The 16296-nt window shown below is 59.9% G+C and carries 15 protein-coding genes; 8 read left to right on the top strand and 7 right to left on the bottom strand.

The annotated features are described in order from the left end of the window. Positions 1-88: 88 nt before the first annotated feature. Positions 89-1090 carry an SDR family oxidoreductase gene (locus tag JO015_17095; GenBank protein MBW0000816.1) on the bottom strand — a complete coding sequence of 334 codons (1002 nt, stop codon included), beginning with the start codon at positions 1088-1090 and terminating at the stop codon, positions 89-91. Positions 1091-1189: 99 nt separating this feature from the next. Here JO015_17095 and JO015_17090 point away from each other — a divergent pair, with 99 nt between their 5' ends. The 4 genes from JO015_17090 (at position 1190) to JO015_17075 (ending at position 4697) form a co-directional block, all read left to right on the top strand. Next, positions 1190-2149: a zinc-binding dehydrogenase gene (locus JO015_17090; protein ID MBW0000815.1), complete on the top strand. Its 960-nt coding sequence runs from the start codon at positions 1190-1192 to the stop codon at positions 2147-2149. Between the two features lie 24 nt (positions 2150-2173). Further along, on the top strand, positions 2174-3292 hold the full coding sequence (locus tag JO015_17085; GenBank protein ID MBW0000814.1) for a glycosyltransferase: 1119 nt from the start codon (positions 2174-2176) through the stop codon (positions 3290-3292). 83 nt (positions 3293-3375) lie between these two features. Next, entirely contained in the window at positions 3376-3978 is a 603-nt protein-coding gene (locus tag JO015_17080) for a hypothetical protein (protein MBW0000813.1), read from the top strand. Between the two features lie 17 nt (positions 3979-3995). Then, positions 3996-4697, top strand: coding sequence for a response regulator transcription factor (locus JO015_17075; protein MBW0000812.1), 702 nt, complete (start codon positions 3996-3998; stop codon positions 4695-4697). A 424-nt stretch (positions 4698-5121) separates the two neighbouring features. Here the strand turns inward: JO015_17075 and JO015_17070 are convergent, their stop codons facing one another. Next, entirely contained in the window at positions 5122-5661 is a 540-nt protein-coding gene (locus JO015_17070) for a sigma-70 family RNA polymerase sigma factor (GenBank protein MBW0000811.1), read from the bottom strand. 425 nt (positions 5662-6086) lie between these two features. Here JO015_17070 and JO015_17065 point away from each other — a divergent pair, with 425 nt between their 5' ends. Further along, the gene (locus JO015_17065) at positions 6087-6254 is read left to right on the top strand and encodes a DUF1328 domain-containing protein (protein MBW0000810.1); all 168 of its coding nucleotides are present in this window, start codon (positions 6087-6089) and stop codon (positions 6252-6254) included. 350 nt (positions 6255-6604) lie between these two features. Here JO015_17065 and JO015_17060 read toward each other — a convergent pair whose 3' ends face one another. Both JO015_17060 and JO015_17055 read right to left on the bottom strand, forming a co-directional pair. Further along, the gene (locus JO015_17060; GenBank protein MBW0000809.1) at positions 6605-6934 is read right to left on the bottom strand and encodes a hypothetical protein; all 330 of its coding nucleotides are present in this window, start codon (positions 6932-6934) and stop codon (positions 6605-6607) included. 28 nt (positions 6935-6962) lie between these two features. Then, the gene (locus JO015_17055; GenBank protein MBW0000808.1) at positions 6963-7289 is read right to left on the bottom strand and encodes a hypothetical protein; all 327 of its coding nucleotides are present in this window, start codon (positions 7287-7289) and stop codon (positions 6963-6965) included. Positions 7290-8091: 802 nt separating this feature from the next. On the opposite strand from JO015_17055, the gene JO015_17050 reads away from it, so the two are divergent. Beyond that, positions 8092-8295, top strand: a complete 204-nt coding sequence (locus JO015_17050; GenBank protein ID MBW0000807.1) for a dodecin domain-containing protein — start codon at positions 8092-8094, stop codon at positions 8293-8295. Positions 8296-8452: 157 nt separating this feature from the next. Here JO015_17050 and JO015_17045 read toward each other — a convergent pair whose 3' ends face one another. Together JO015_17045 and JO015_17040 are read right to left on the bottom strand one after the other, a co-directional pair. Next, on the bottom strand, positions 8453-9361 hold the full coding sequence (locus JO015_17045; GenBank protein MBW0000806.1) for an SPFH/Band 7/PHB domain protein: 909 nt from the start codon (positions 9359-9361) through the stop codon (positions 8453-8455). Between the two features lie 14 nt (positions 9362-9375). Further along, a complete protein-coding gene (locus JO015_17040) occupies positions 9376-10371 on the bottom strand; it encodes an SPFH domain-containing protein (protein ID MBW0000805.1) in 996 nt (331 codons plus the stop codon). Between the two features lie 57 nt (positions 10372-10428). On the opposite strand from JO015_17040, the gene JO015_17035 reads away from it, so the two are divergent. Then, positions 10429-11907, top strand: coding sequence for a carboxypeptidase M32 (locus JO015_17035; GenBank protein ID MBW0000804.1), 1479 nt, complete (start codon positions 10429-10431; stop codon positions 11905-11907). Positions 11908-12007: 100 nt separating this feature from the next. After that, the gene (locus JO015_17030) at positions 12008-12826 is read left to right on the top strand and encodes a universal stress protein (protein MBW0000803.1); all 819 of its coding nucleotides are present in this window, start codon (positions 12008-12010) and stop codon (positions 12824-12826) included. A 136-nt stretch (positions 12827-12962) separates the two neighbouring features. On the opposite strand, the gene JO015_17025 is transcribed toward JO015_17030, so the two are convergent. Continuing rightward, the gene (locus JO015_17025; GenBank protein MBW0000802.1) at positions 12963-15821 is read right to left on the bottom strand and encodes an aconitate hydratase; all 2859 of its coding nucleotides are present in this window, start codon (positions 15819-15821) and stop codon (positions 12963-12965) included. Positions 15822-16296: the final 475 nt, after the last annotated feature.

Below are 16296 nucleotides of genomic sequence, written 5' to 3'. Positions count from 1 at the left end.
CCCGTTACCCGTTACCCGTTACCCGTTACCCGTTACCCGTTACCCGTTACCCGTTACCCGTTACCCGTTACCCGTTACCCGTTACCCGTCACTCGTTGAACTGTCTCCCCACCCGGTTTGCGGGCAGGTCGGGGTGTTCCACCAGCGATTTACCGGGTACCAGGGTCCGGTTGGCCAAGGGGTCGTTCGATTTAGGAAGCGCGAGTCCCACCAGGGTATTGGCAATTGCGAACAGGTTGGGAAATACGGCGTGAATTGCCACCAGCAGACGGGCTTGCCACGGCAATACCAGGACCGGCAACCCGATGCTGGCCGCACTGGCGATTCGTAGGGCGAGGCGTTTTGCACTGATACTGGTTAACGGCGTCTGCATGCCGGCGCTGAACCAGCTGAATTCCTGCCGCGCTTGACCTTTGAATTCGGCATGCAGGTGCGAGCCCGTCCGTATGACGAAGGGACAAACGGTCGTGACCCGGATGCGTTCCGGAGCCAGGTCCGCCTGTAACCCCTCCGAAAATCCAACCAGGGAGAATTTGCTTGTCGTGTAGGACAGCATGTGCGGGACCGGCACTTTGCCGCCGAATGAGGCGATGTTGACGATGTTGCCGCCTCGCCGTCTCAGGTGAGGCAGGCTGTAGTTGATGGTGTGAAACGAGGCCCAGAAATGCAGGTCCAGCAGCCGTTTAAATTCATCGGCGTTCAGCGGCAATGACGGTCCCACCATGATTTCACCGGCATTATTGACCAGGACGTCGATCCGGCCGTGGGCATCGGCGATTTCGGAAATTCGCTTCGCGATCTCGGCTTCGGCGGTCAGGTCGCACGTCCACGTGGTGACCTTGGTGTCGTAGCGCGCCAGGCTGACCTTTGCCCGGTTGAGTTCTTCCTCATCACGCGCCAGCAATGCCAATTGAGCCCCGCGCCGGGCGCAAACCCGGGCCAAAGCCAGCCCCAACCCCCGCGACCCTCCGGTGATCACGACGACTTTATCGCGATAAAAGGCGGCCGCGTGCCGCCGGAGAAAATAACACCAGACCACGCCGAGCAGGCCGGCCGCGCTTAGCAACGAATCACGTCGGGATAGCTTCATGCCTTGAGGTTCGACTCGCGCGGCGGTAACGGATGCTCCTCCACGGCCTCAATACAACCGTTGCGCCCGGCCGGACGTTCTGCCACTAGTCTTCCCATCATGCAGGCTGCTCGTCTGGTTGCTCCCCGTGCGATTGAAATTCAGGAGGTTGCCCTTTCGCCGCTTGGCCCGAACGAGGTTCGTTTCCGAGTGGAGCTTTGCGGGATTTGCGCCTCGAACCTTGGTCCCTGGCGCGGGGCTCCCTGGTTTACTTACCCATTTGAACCCGGGGCGCCCGGCCACGAAGCGATCGGCACGGTGGTGGAAGCCGGCAGCGCAGTGGAGGATATCGTCGCCGGAGAACGGGTAGCGACGCTTTCCCAAAACGGGTTTGCCGAGTATGACCGGGCCGATGCAGGCAGCGTCGTGACCATTCCGCCCGAGCTCCGCAGCCGCCCTTTCCTGGGCGAACCGCTGGCTTGCGCCGTCAATGTGATCAAACGTGCGGGACTCAAGGAAGGCGGCTGGGTTGCCGTGGCCGGGCTCGGGTTCCTGGGCATGCTGCTCGTCCAACTGGCTCAGGCGCGCGGGGCCCGGGTGATGGCGCTAAGCTCACGACCCGAGAGCCTGCAACTGGCACGGCAACTGGGGGCGGAGGCAACCCTGGAGACCGGTGACCGGGCCCGCGTCCTTGAACAGGTGAATGCTTTGACCTCGGGCCAACTCTGTCCGGTGGTCATTGAAGCGGCCGGGTATCAGAGTACTCTCGACCTTGCGGCTGAAATCACCGGCATTCGCGGCCGGCTCCTGATCGCCGGGTACCACCAGGACGGACCTCGATCGGTCAATCTCCAGTTATGGAACTGGCGGGGGCTCGACGTGATCAACGCGCACGAGCGTGAGCACGGAGTCTACGTTCAGGGTATGCGCGATGCGCTCCAACTTTTTGTCGATGGAACCCTGCGCCTGGACCGGCTCATAACCCACTACGTGCCGATGCCCGATCTCAACGCCGGCTTTCACCTCGCTGAAACGCGTCCGGGCGGATTCCTTAAGGCCGTAATGACCGGCCCGAAGTAGCCGGCCTGCACCGCTGGAATCGGTATGAACCTTGCCTTCTTCGTCCATTCCCTGATTTCTGACTGGAACAACGGCCACGCCCATTTTTATCGCGGGATCATCTCGGAACTGCTCAGCCGCGGGCATGCGGTCAGGGTTTTTGAGCTGGCGGACGCGTGGAGCGTCGCCAGCTTGCAAGCCTCCGAAGGTGAGGCCGGTCTGGAAGGGTTTCACAAGGCTTACCCCGGGCTGCACAGCGAGCGGTACCGGGCGCTCGACCTCCCGTCGATGTGCGCCGGGACCGATGCGATCGTGGTGCATGAATGGAACCCGCCGGAACTCCTGCGGGAAACGGCGGCCTATGCAGCCTCCAACCCGCAATCCGTGCTTCTATTCCACGACACCCACCATCGGGCTGCGTCGGATCCGGAGTATTTTGCACGGCTTGACCTGGCCGGATTCGACGGCGTGCTGGCCTACGGGCGCTCACTGGCCCGGCTCTACGAGGCGAAGACAGATCGGGTCTGGATCTGGCATGAGGCCGCCGATGTGCGCCGTTTCCGGCCCCTGCCTCATCCGGGTGAACAGCGTGACCTGGTCTGGATCGGTAATTGGGGTGACGACGAGCGGACCCGGGAGATCTTCGAATTTCTGATCGAGCCCGTGAAGCAGCTACGCTTAAGCGCGACGGTTTACGGCGTGCGCTACCCTGAACCGGCGCAACGAGCCCTGAGCGATGCGGCGATCCATTACGGCGGCTGGATGCCGAATTACCGGGTGCCGGAAACGTTTGCTCAGTTCCGGTTCACCGTGCACATTCCGCGAGGTCCATACGTAAGGCAATTGCCGGGTATCCCGACCATCCGCCCGTTTGAGGCATTGGCGTGCGGGATTCCCCTGGTCAGTGCGCCCTGGCCGGATGACGAGGGGCTGTTTTCTCCGGGGAAAGACTTCCTGACGGCAAAGGACGGCGCTGAGATGGTGGCCCAGCTGGAGGAACTTCGCCGGTCAAAAACAGTGGCCGAAGGGTTGCGCCGGCATGGCTTGAAGACCATCCGGGACCGGCACACCTGTGAACACCGCGTAAATGAGTTGCTGGGCATTATCACGGACGTCCAAGGCCGCAAGCGGCTGCGTACATCCACTCGGCCAAGTTTTCCATGACAACCCGCCAATCGGTTTTTATAATACGTCCGGGGAGCAGAGTGTATTTTGAGTAGCGCCAGAAGGATTCGGCACGAAGGTTAATGCAAGTAGCACCAGAGGTACGGGCGGTCTGTACTGCCCTCGGTCAGTTCAGGATACCGGCCGCCGTCGTGGACGAAAGCCGGGACCGGTTCGTGACATGGAATAAGAGCTTCGAAAAAGCTCTTGGGGTGACGGCTTCGCAACTTGAACAGTTGCGGTCCGGCGAGATCATTCGACCGGTGCCTGCGGCCGGGGATGGCGAGGCAACCTCATCCCACCAACCATGCCAACTCGTCCATCCCGCCATCGTCCCCGGGGTAACGGGCCAGACTTTTCGAAGGGACGAACAATCCGCGTTGCTCATCCTGAATACTTTTGCCATGGATCAGGAAGCAGACGCTTTTGTGAGGGGAGTCCTCGTCGGCCAGCAGACGACCCACGATCATTTGAAACAAACCTTTCACGACACCGTCAGCCAGCAAGTGATGGCCGCGACCTTCGCCGTGGAGATGCTCCGCGGCAAGCTCGAAGGAGATGCCGTGGCGAACTCAAAAGAGGTGACGGCGATTTCAACGCTCCTGCAGTCGCTTTTCACCGATATCCAGACGGCATTGAACTTCCAGCCGGCTTATCCGTCAGGCGACCGGCTTTCCAAAAACTGAATCACCGCAAGACTCTGATGCATTCGAATCCTACTGCTGAAAGCCCAGCCACTGCACCGGAATTGCAAAAAAAGCAGATTCTCGTCGTCGACGATCACCCGATCTTCCGGCACGGCTTGGCTGACCTGATCCAAAGCCAGCCTGACCTTGTGGTTTGCGGCCATGCCGACTCCGCGCCGACTGCGCTGGAGCAGATGCGGCGCCTGAAGCCGGACATGGCCATTCTGGATGTTTCGTTGCGAGGCACGAACGGTATCGAACTCGTCAAGTTGATGAAGGCGGAGGTGCCCCGGTTGCCCATCCTGGTCTTATCGGTCCACGACGAATCGCTTTATGCTTTGCGGGCCTTAAAGGCCGGCGCACTTGGGTACATCATGAAAGCGGAAGCCGGCCAGCACGTCATTGCGGGTATCCGGCGCGTCCTGGAAGGCAAGATTTTCGTCAGCCCTAAATTCAGCGAACAACTTATCTTTAAAGCTATACATTCGATCGAAACCGGGGATGGCTCGCCGGTAGACCAGCTTTCTGACCGCGAACTGGAAGTGCTTGAACTCCTCGGGAAAGGCCATAACACCCGGTCAGTGGCGCGGTTGCTGAACCTGAGCGTTAAGACGATCGAAACGCACCGGGCGCACATCAAAGAAAAGCTTGGCTTTAAGGACGCGAGCGAGATGGTGCGATTTGCCATTGATTGGGTTTCCCAACAGGAACCTTCTTAAGGGGGCCCGGGTACCGGACGTCTGGCCCGTGGTTCACTGGGACGCCGGCGCCGGAAAATGCTCCGTAGCTGGGTGAAGCGGTCTTAGGCCCAAGGGGCCGGGAGACGGTTTGATGGCCTGAAGGGCCGGGCCGTTTATACGGTTTAAGAGGTTTAACACCGGCAGGGCGCCTGGAAGGAAGATAAAGTTTCACCTCCGTGGTCACCGAAACGGTATAAATGGCCGTGGGGCTCACCCGTTGCCATGATCCGTCGTGCCTTCGGCGCTGAAAGCGGCCCGCAAGGTATCCGCCCACTTCAAAACCGACGTACACGACAGGGAAAAAAAAGGTGCTCGCGGCCTTGAGGCCGTGAGCACCTTTTTCTATCGAGAAACCCGCTCTTTAAGCACCGGCTCCCATCGGCCGGTTGCGGCAGCGGCCCCCCTATATCTTTTCCTGGACCGCCGTAAGCTGATTCAGAAGCTTTTTCTGGGCCAGTTGCAGGCGCGTTTTGACCGTCCCCAGCGCAATCGACTTCTGGGACGCAATCTCGCGCTGACTCAAACCCTCATAAAACGTCAGGTGTACCACCTCTTGTTGCGCCTCCGGCAATTGGCGGATCAGGTTTTTCATCAGGTCCGCTAAATCAATGTTGGTGAAAACCCGCGGTGCCGAACGCATCCGATTGTGGAACTCCGCTTTAAGGTGAGTTTCGAATTTATCGGTTGCGCGGCGATAGGCCAGTTTCCTTCGTACCCGGTCCAAAGCTCGCCTGCGCGCCAGCGTCACCAGAAAACCATGCAAGCCTTTTTCCGGCATGTACCGGTCCGCGTTTTTCCACAATTGCAAAAACACGTCATGGAGGACATCATCCGCGTCAGCCTCCTCGTGGAGGACACTGAGGATGATCGTTCGCAGCGATCCCTCATACCGATGGTAAATTGCATCCATCGCGTCGGTGTTGCCTTCCACCAGTTCTTTCATCAACTCCGTATCTGACTTCCCGGCACTGCAAGTGTAACCATTCACGTTCATTAAGTTGCTGCCTCCGTTATTCCGCTCTGTACGGTCACTTTAACCATTTGAGGGGGTAGGAAAATCGGGTGGTGTGCTGGACATCCGGTCGGGTAATTGCCTAGGGACGGATACCCGTCCCTGAAAAGGAGCAACCCGCCCTAGGGGATGCGTCGGGGCGTCGCCAGGCTTTACACAGGGGAACCTGGCGCGCCTGCGCCCCGGCTGGGCGAGTCAGCGGCCCGAGCCGGGTACGGAAGAAGGGGAAACCTTTATTGTGTCCGGGTTTACCCTGGCCGATTGCTCAGGTATAGGCGTAAGCCGGGCAATCCGAATTCAGCACACGAACTTACGATGGACTCCCCGCTCAAACCGGCATAATACTTTTCACGGACATGCTTAGATACGCCTTCATCTTCCTGATCATCGCCATCGTGGCGGAGTTACTTGGTCTTTCCGGAGTGGCAGGTACATCGGCCTGGATTGCCCATGTCCTTTTTGTAATTTTTCTCGTCCTTTTTCTGCTTTCCTTTTTGTTTCGCGGGCGACCGCCGGCAGCTTAGACGGAGCTAACCTCGCCAGGACGGCGACGGTATCCATCAAGGAGGTATTTCAACAACGCCGTCAACATGGAGGTTGGCGGCGTTTCTTTTTTTCAAGCTGCGGGCTCAGGATCAGTCCGGAACTCAACAGCACGGCACAACCGGACACCGTGGTAAGCGCCGAAGGCAGTGCGGTGGCCGTTGGGGTATAAAAAAGACGGGAAGGTTGGCAGATCGTCAGGGAGGTCTTCTCACTGTTTTCAGACGCAGCCTGTTAGATCGAGCCATTCTCTAACCATCCGTAAAAAAAAAGAAGCCGGGTGCAACCCGGCTTCCTCCAAACGTACTTCCTTGTTCCACCGCGCGGCCCGTCAGCCGCCGTTAGCACCCGAGTTAGGCGCCGTTGTCGCCGGATTCTGCTGCTGGCGTTCTGAGATCAACCGGTAAAGATTGGCGCCCGCCAAAACCACGAGCGTGGGTTTGATCAACACGAGCGCCAGGCGCAACACGAGCGCAAGAAACGCGCGCACGGGCACGCTCTGAATCAGGTAGCCGACCAGCAATGCGATCAGCAGGTACTGATTAGGCTGGCGCCGGACGCGGTCTTGCAGCTCCGCCCAGACCTGGCCAAAGTCGATCTGCCCGTTGGAAGTCGGAAATGGAAATTGCGTGGAAGGTGAACTGCTTTCCAGGGTTGACATAATTACGAGTTGTACTGATTAGGACCGATTAGAAGACGCCAAGAAACTTCGGCTTGCTCGGCTGAGCGGCTTTAATCAACTTGCTGGCCGCTTTCGACGCCTCCGCCGCTGCTTTGGAGGTAGCGGTTGCTGCCTTGGAGCTGGCGGCCTTGCTCCAGATGTCAGTCAGGGCCTCGCCGGAGGTGCGAAGTCCATGTTCCAGGGGCTCGCGCAGGTCGCTTAACGCGCGGCCGGACTGGTTGAACCAATCCTGAAATTGCCGCAGTAACTGATCGCTCAGGCCCTGCCGGGAGCGCGCCTCTTCACGGCGCCCGACGATGTACCCGATCAGGAAAAACAGAACGGAGGCGAGCACCAGTGTTGCAACCTGTATGTTCCGCTGCTGGAGAGCTCCCTCGAACGCAGTTGCTCCTTGGTCTGGGCGGTATGAAGCCGCCTGCTGACCGGTGTTTTCGTTTCCGGATGCTGGCTGATTACCGATTGCGGACGTATCCATATTCGACTGTATTAACCGTTTTCTTGGGGCAGGTGACGTCCGCTCTCTTGGAGACAAGTGACACGAGCCACCTGGCGGACGCATCCAGTACCCGTAGATGTTCGCACCCGTAAGATTCATGGTCGTAACCACGGCCCTAAATCGTCGGCGGGACGCCGCGCCATTCCCGGCTGCCGGTTGCGCTTTTCCTTTGAATTTTCTTCGGTTTGATACAACCGCGCTTTTGCTGGTACACGATGGTTCAGGTGAGGAGCTTGGCACTGCAAAGCAGGCGACCCGGGTCCATGCGGTATGTGAGTGCATATGCGCTTTTGGGCTCGGGTCAGCCTGTCAGGCGCTGAGCGGGCAGGCTCGTTCGGGCTGTTTCGCCGGTTTGGATCCTGGAGGGAGTAGCGGCATGCGAATCCAAACAGGCATTCTCGGGCCGCTTGGCTACGGTAAATTATGTCCGGCCGGACCGCGTAGCCGATGCGGTGCTGATCGAAGAAGAGCATGGTCCTGGCCGCCTGAGCAAACGCGAGACGGGTTTGAGGGCGGAAGGAGAGCACCGGGGCCGTCGTGAATGGCCGCCCGCATTTCCGGCGTTAAATCCGCGCCCCCCAAAATCCATCGGCGGTTTACGGACGAATTTTTGAGTGAATTCAGAGAAAGGAAATCGATCATGGCCCGAATCGTAAAAGTCATCGAAGTGCTCGCTCAATCGGATAAGAGCTGGGAGGACGCGGCGCAAACCGCCGTCGCGGAAGCATCAAAGACCTTGCGCAACATTCGTTCCATCTACGTCAAGGAATTTGAAGCGGCAGTCGATAACAACAAAATCACGAGCTACCGCGTTAACGCGAAGGTTACATTCGAGCTCGAGTAAAAAATGCCGCCAGCCGAAAAATGCCAAGGATGAGGAGGCATTGGCCGGCCTGCCCTTGTTTTGGAAACCAGGGGTTTCTGACTTGGCGCGCCCTACGGACACGCCGTTTGCGGGGTTTACATTCTCGGCTGGCGGCATTTCACTGGACGCCCACTTTTCAGGGTTGCGGCATTTTTCCGCCGGCGGTTACCACCAGGCTGCTGAGCACGTCCAGCGCGCCTGGAGGCGTTAAGAACAGTTCAGCCTTACCCTTGATGAGCCGTTCGACTTCCAGGGTTTCGAACACAGCGTTTAACACATCCGGCTCCTGGCCGATCTCGCGCAAGACTTCGCCAACCATCCGCGGCCGCACCGATCTGGCCCGGGCAAACTCCGTCGCGGCTTGCCGTTCGGCGGCGCTGGTGATTATGTCGACCTGATTAGCGCCCGCCTGGCGGATCGCGGAGGTAACCTGGCGCAACCGGTTTACGACTTTCTGTTCGATCTGGCGGATCATCAACTGATCCCGAAAATGAACCTTGCGGATATAGACCGATCCCAGGGTGTAGCCCCACTCCTCAGCTTTCGGTGAAACCTCCGCGCGGACTACGCGGCTCATCGCGTGGCGGTTTTCCAGCATCTTTTCCAAAGGCAAATTGCTGAGACTCCGCACGGTGGCATTGGCCACGCTGGCCCGGAGCGAGCCGGACGGATCCTGGTTTTGGAACAGGTACTCGACCGGATAGCGCACGCGCATTTCGTACCAGACGCCGACCCCCATCGGCGTACCCTCTTCGGAATTGACCGGGTTACTGCGGAGGTATTCCTGATCCAGCCGCACATCGAGCTCAACCACCCGGCCAAAAAAGCGAACCAAAGCGGCTTGCGGGCCTACGCGCAGCCAGAGCAGGTGCAGGCCCGGTTCATCGACCACCCCAAGGACACGCCCAAAGAGCAGGTAGACCTTGGCCCGGCCCTCGTCAACGGTAGTGTAAAAGTTGACCAGTTTCAGACCAAACAGGCATGCCGGCACCACCAGCCAGCAGAGGAAAAAAGTGACGATGAAGGCGGCGACGAACGCTTCCATGGCCGAGCCTGATCCTAATCCTTCCGATGGAGCACCACGCGGCTGGCTTTTGCGTACAGGTCCAGGCGCACATTACGCAGGTAAGCGGGCAGCGCGTGCTCGCCGTGCTGCCGGAGGGCGCTGATCTGCTGGGCGAGCCAGCGCAATGGCTGAACTTCCGCCTCAGCCCGGTTAGTTTCGATCTCCACCGCCCGTTTCGATTGCTCGATCTTCTGGTCTGCCGCAGCCTGGGCCAGGCTCAGGTTAGCCGAAACTTCGTTATGGGCCGTGTTGATGGCCGCGAGCGCCGACTCAATCTCCGCAGGCGGATCGATGCCGGTGATCAGCGAGGCGTCGAGCACGACGCCGTAACGGGCCGCGGACGAGGCGCATTCGCGGTCCATTTGCTCGTTCAAGTCGTTCAGATTTTTGCGCAAGTCATTGATGGAAACGCCGGCTTTGGCGAGACTCTCGTTGGCATTTTCCAAAGGCGTCGCGGCGCTGCCGGCAGCAGGGGCCTCATACCGCGCAATCCGTTCGCGCAGGACGGAGACAAAATAGCCGACCACATGGGCAATTGGCCGCTTCACGCCGAAAAGGTAGGCGTACAGGTTTTGTTCCGAAACCCGGTAACGCAGCTGGCCCGTCAGGTTAATGTTAAGTTGGTCCTTGGTTACGGCTTCAAGCGCGGTATGCCCGGCGTTGGCGGCGGGCGTGTCCGGATCGAAGGCGATGTTGAGAGTCTGGATCGCCATTGAGACCTTGTGCACCTTCTGCCATGGCAACCGCAGGTAAGGTCCCCCCGGACCGATGACTCGGACCTGAGGGTAGATGTAGCGCTCGCGTTCTTCGGCGTTGAGCGTTTCCGAAATCGGCAGCAGGAGGGTATCGGCGCGGCCTAGTCGCTCTGCGCGCCCGAAAGTGGTGACAACCGCCCTCTCATTCTGATTAACGGTGTAAACCCCGCCTAACAGGCAATAGACAATCAGAAACGCACCAAAACCGAACACGATGCCAAGCACAATCTCCATCGGCCGCGGGTTATAAAGAAGTTGCCGGCGCTCAGCAAGCCGGAATAGGGTTCGCCCATGACCGCCGACCCCTACACGCAACTTCTCGAGCGCTGCCGCGAGGTCTACGTTTTGCAGACGACGGCGTCCGCACTGCACTGGGATCTGGAAACTTACCTGCCGCCGAAAGCGGTCGCGTTCCGGGCGGAACAACTGAGTTACCTGGAGGGCAAGGCCCACCGGCTGTTCACCGATCCTTCGGTCGGCGACTGGATCAGAGCTTGCGAGGATATTCAGCCCTCGCCGGAGACCGGCCGTGCGGCAAACGTCCGGGAATGGCGTCGTTCCTACGATCGGGCGGTGAAGATCCCCGCCGCGTTGGTGGAAGAAGCGCAGCGGGTGTTCACGCTTTCACGGGAAGCGTGGAAAGAGGCACGCGCCGAAGCCGACTTTACCAAGTTCGCGCCGCATCTGGTCAAAATCGTGGATCTGACCCGGCAAAAAGCGGATCTTTGGGGTTACCAGGAGTCGCCTTATGACGCTCTGCTTGAGGAGTACGAGCCGGGCACAACGGCAGGCAGTTTGCGCCCGCTGTTCGGGGAACTCCAGGCCGCCCTCGTGCCGCTGGTGGAGCGCCTGGCCAGGGACCCGGTTCCGGCCGATTACCTCAAGGGACATTACCCCGAAGCCAGCCAGGCAGCGCTGAACGCGAGAATCGCGCAGACCGTCGGCTACGATTTCGAGGGCGGACGTATCGACACCACGACCCACCCCTTTGCGACCTCCCTCGGGCCTGAGGACCACCGGATCACCACCCGGTATGATGAACAGCTTTTCCAGGTCTCCCTCTACGGCGTTCTGCACGAGACCGGGCACGCCCTCTATGAGCAGGGCCTGGACAAAACGGCCGCAGGCACCCCGCTCGGCGCGGCCCGGTCGCTCGGCATCCATGAATCGCAATCAAGATTGTGGGAGAATCATGTCGGACGTACCGGCACCTTCTGGGCGCGCTGGTACCAAACCGCCGCCGAACATCTCCCTGACCTGCGGCGATTCACTCCGGACGAAGTGGCGCGCGGGGTTAAAAGGGTTGCCCCTTCTTTCATCCGGGTCGAAGCCGACGAAGTTACCTACGATCTGCACATCCTTCTCCGCTTCGACATCGAACTCGCCCTGGTCGAGCAGCGCCTCGCCATTGGAGACCTGCCGGCGGCATGGAACGAGCGTTTCGAGCAACTTTTCGGGCTGAAGGTGCCGAACGATCGTCTCGGAGTTCTCCAGGATATTCACTGGAGCCTGGGCGCGCTCGGTTACTTTCCCACCTACTCGCTCGGTAATCTCAATGCCGCCCAGCTCATGGCTGCGGCTGAACGCAGCATCCCGGATCTGCCGCAGCAACTGGCCGTCGGCGAGTACGCCCGGCTGCTCGACTGGCTGCGCAAGAACGTCCACCAGCATGGCCAACGCTTCGAGACGCGGCAGTTGATGGCTGAAGCCACCGGCGAAAGCACGCAGGCGCGCCACCGCATCGAATACCTCCGGAAAAAATACACCTGACAAGGCGGGTGGGCGTTGAGAACGGCGAGACTCATGAACTTCGCCTCCCACACACCTTCTTAGTTGTTGACGTTATCGAACTGACGTATCCTCCCGCCGCGTGTATCGGGTTGCTGGAGTCGCGACTACCTTTTCCCCTCGTTTTCTTGCAGTCCTTGCAGAAGCACGTCGGGTAAGCGAATGGTTCGCCGCGCCGCTTCACTTCATCCATGCCGCCGAAGAGACGGCCGACAAAAACGAGCGCTTTCAGGACGCCCTGGCCCGGCTCGACATGGAGAGGAACACCCCGATCTCCTATCGGCCCGGAGATCCCGTCGAGGCGATCCTGGCCGTCCAGAAAGAACTCGGCATCGAGGTGCTCATTGCAGGCGCCCTCGAACGCGAGACCGTCCATCGCAATTTTACCGGGAACGTCGCTCGCGAACTGATGAGACGGACCTGCGCAGACCTTTTCCTGTTCGTGGAGCCGAAAGATCCCCCCGGCAGCATCCGCCACATCTTCATGGCGGTGCCGGATTTCTCACCGTTGACGCGTGCGGTTTTCCACGAGGCCGTTCAGTTCGGCGAGCGGGCCGGCGCGGAAGCCTTGACCGTAGTTCACGTACAGACGCCTTTTTCTGAAGCCAAAGGGAAAGCGCTGGGCACGGAAGCGCCGCGTCCTGAAGACAACCTGGAGTTGCTCCTTGCGGAAAAGCCGATGAGCAATCTGCAGTTCGATTATCACCTGATCCGCGGTAATACCGGCTTCACGGCATTTGAATTCATCCAGGCCGCAGGTGCGGACCTTCTGGTTATGCCTTCCGAGATTCAACCGGGCGGCGTCCCGGCCTTCGCGCCCGTGCTGGATTGGGTCATCCAGGTGATCCCGGCCAACCTGTGGGTCATCCGGCGACCGGCGAGCGGACCGAACCGGGGCTGACCCCCGCTGCGGCGCATCCTTCCGGCCTTTGGGGTGTCCCGGGATTAGAGGAGAACAAAAGCCCAGGAGACCAAAGAAACCTCACGCCGCGTCCGTAGCGGCGCGGCGTGAGCGAGCCAAACCCCGGTCTTTAACTTTAAGACTGCTGCTGCAGGATCTGCCTCAGGACAAACGGCAGAATGCCGCCGTGCCGGTAGTATTCCACTTCAATGGGCGTATCGATCCGTAAGATCAACGGCACCTCCTGCTCGCGGCCGTCTTCGTAGCGCACCTTCAGGATCACCTGCTGCCGCGGCGTCAATTCATCCGTCAGGCCGGACAGGGTGAACGTTTCCGACCCTTTAAGACCGAGCGTCTGAGCCGATGAACCCTCCTGGAACTGCAACGGCAACACCCCCATGCCGACCAGGTTGGAGCGGTGGATACGCTCGAAACTCGCCGCGATCACCGCCTTGACCCCCAGCAGGCGGGTCCCCTTCGCCGCCCAGTCTCGGCTCGAACCGGTACCGTACTCATGACCGGCAATGACGACCAGCGGTACGGCTTCGCGGACGTAACGCACGGAGGCGTCATAGATGGAGAGTTGTTCCCCGGAGGGATAATGAATCGTCACACCCCCTTCGACTCCCGGCACCATCAGGTTTTTGATGCGCACGTTGGCGAACGTTCCACGCGTCATCACGCGGTCATTCCCGCGCCGGCTTCCGTAGCTGTTGAAGTCGATCGGCTTCACCCCACGGGAAATCAGGTACTGCCCCGCCGGGGACGTCGGTTTGATGGCCCCTGCCGGCGAAATGTGGTCCGTCGTTACCGAATCACCGAAAATACCCAGGGGGCGCGCTTCAAGGATGTCTTCCGGCGGCTTGGGTTCCAGCGAGAAATCCGCAAAGAAAGGCGGTTCCTGGATATAATCGCTCTGTTCGTCCCACTGGTACACCTCACCGACCGTCGAAGGGATCTCGTTCCACTTCGGATTTTGCTTTTCGAAATCCGTATACAGTTTCCGGAATACTTCCGGTTTCAGAGCCGCCCCCATCGCGCTCCGGATTTCCTCCAGCGACGGCCAGATTTCCTTAAGGTAAACGTCCTGGCCGTCGTTCCCCTTTCCGAGCGGCTCCGAACTCAGGTCAATATCCACCGTGCCTGCGAGCGCAAACGCGACGACGAGCGGAGGCGACATCAGGAAATTGGCCCGGATATTTTGGTGCACGCGGGCTTCAAAATTACGGTTGCCCGAGAGAACACTCGCGGCAACGATGTCATTCTTGGTGACGGCTTCCTCCAGGGCGGGATGAAGCGGGCCGGAATTGCCGATGCACGTGGTGCACCCGTAGCCCACGATCTGGAACCCAAGCTGATCGAGGTACGGCTGCAGTCCCGTCTTGTCCAGGTAATCGGTCACGACGCGTGAACCGGGGGCCAGGGATGTTTTTACCCTCGGGTCAACCTTAAGCCCGCGTTCGACGGCCTTTTTGGCCAGGATCCCCGCCCCCAGCATCACGCTCGGGTTGCTGGTGTTGGTACAACTGGTAATCGCCGCGATCAGAACGCTGCCGTGCCCGACGTCCGTATCCGCCGGCTGATGTCCCGCGGTTGGATCGCCGACCTGGTGCGGTGCCGGACGATTCTGAACCATCTCGCCGTAGTTTTTCGGCGCACCCTCCGGAGGGCGGTCGGCCGTGTCCGTGTCGGTCGACGGCAGGTGGGCATCAGCACCGGGGCCGGACCCATTGATGTGCACCGGCACGCGGGACGACAGGTCGCTGATCTTTTTCCCGTAACCCCCTTCCCCGAGCGGTTTTTCCAGGAGGGCCTCAAACGCCTGCTTAAGCTCCGGCAGATTGATGCGATCCTGCGGCCGCTTCGGCCCGGCCACACCCGGCACGATGGAGGCCAGATCAAGCTCAAGTTCCACCGAGTAATCCACCTGACCCTTGCGCGGTATGCCCCAGAGACCCTGAGCCCGGTAATACTTCTCAAACAGTTCACAGAGTTCGTCGCTCCGGCCGGTGCCGCGCAGGTAGGCGAGCGTTTGTTCGTCCATGCCAAAGTAGCCCATCGTCGCGCCGTATTCGGGAGCCATGTTTCCGATCGTGGCCCGGTCCGTAACCCCCAGCGCGGTGGCGCCTTCGCCGAAGAACTCGACAAACTTGCCGACCACCTTCTGTCTGCGGAGCATTTCGGTAACGCGCAGAACCAGGTCGGTCGCGGTAACGCCCTCCTTGAGCGCGCCCGTCAGGTGCACCCCCACGACTTCCGGCGTCAGAAAATAAACCGGCTGGCCGAGCATGCCCGCCTCCGCCTCGATGCCGCCAACCCCCCAGCCGACTACGGCGAGGCCGTTGATCATCGTCGTGTGCGAATCGGTTCCCACCAGCGTGTCCGGGTAGACCACCTCGCCTTCAGGCGTCGCCTTCGTGAGCACGCCTTTGGCCAGGTACTCCAGGTTAACCTGGTGCACGATGCCGATACCGGGCGGAACGACTCCGAACGTCTTGAAGGCCTGCTGCCCCCACTTCAAGAGCTGGTAACGCTCCCGATTCCGCTTGAATTCCATGTCGAGGTTGAGCCACAACGACTCCGCCGTGCCGGCGAAATCCACCTGCACGGAGTGGTCCACGACCAGATCGACCGGCACCAACGGTTCGATTATCTGAGGGTTGCGCTGCAAACGGCTGACCGCAGAGCGCATGGCCGCCAGATCCACCAGGAGCGGGACCCCGGTAAAATCCTGCAGCACGATTCGCGCGACCACAAACGGGATTTCTTCGTTTGCCGGGCGTTTCGCATTCCAATTCGCCAGCGCAACCACATCCTGCTCGGATACTTTTTTCCCGTCGCAGTTTCGTAACACCGATTCGAGGACAATGCGGATGCTCACGGGCAACCGTGAGATCGGCCCGATGCCGGCCTCCTCAAGCGCCGGGAGCGAATAGTAACGGTGATCCTTGCCGCTGCTGAGCCGCAATTCGCGAAGCATGTCTTTCGGATTCATAAAGGGTGTTCAGCGACCGACGCCAGCTCAAGCCGGGTCGCGTCAAAGTTGGTCTGTTGTTGTGGGGATTCGGAACTGCCGACGAAACGGGCCGTGCCTTCTCAACCGTTTGGAAATACCAAGGGAAGGGCATGGCGTATAAAAATTACCTGCCGAGGACCAATGCACAACTCGTTAGCAGCGGAAAAAAGAGTTCGGTCACACGGTCACACCGCGGGCACAGCGGAAGAAAGCGGGCACAACGTAAGAGTTCCCACGGCGAGCCACGGCGAGCCACGGCGACCACGGCGAAAACACTAAACCATCCGCAGAACACGCAGAGAACGCAGAAAAAGAATTCCAAACGCCGGACTTGACACCGACAGGCGGCGCCCATGATGCAACTCCGAACTCCGAACTCCGAACTCCGAACTCCGAACTCCGAACTCCGAACTCCGAACTCCGAACTCCGAACTCCGAACTCCGAACTCCGAAC

The organism is Verrucomicrobiota bacterium (assembly GCA_019247695.1).
Lineage (GTDB): Bacteria > Verrucomicrobiota > Verrucomicrobiia > Chthoniobacterales > JAFAMB01 > JAFBAP01.
Note: the sequence above shows the minus strand (reverse complement) of the source record. Positions and strands in the feature narration are given on the sequence as shown.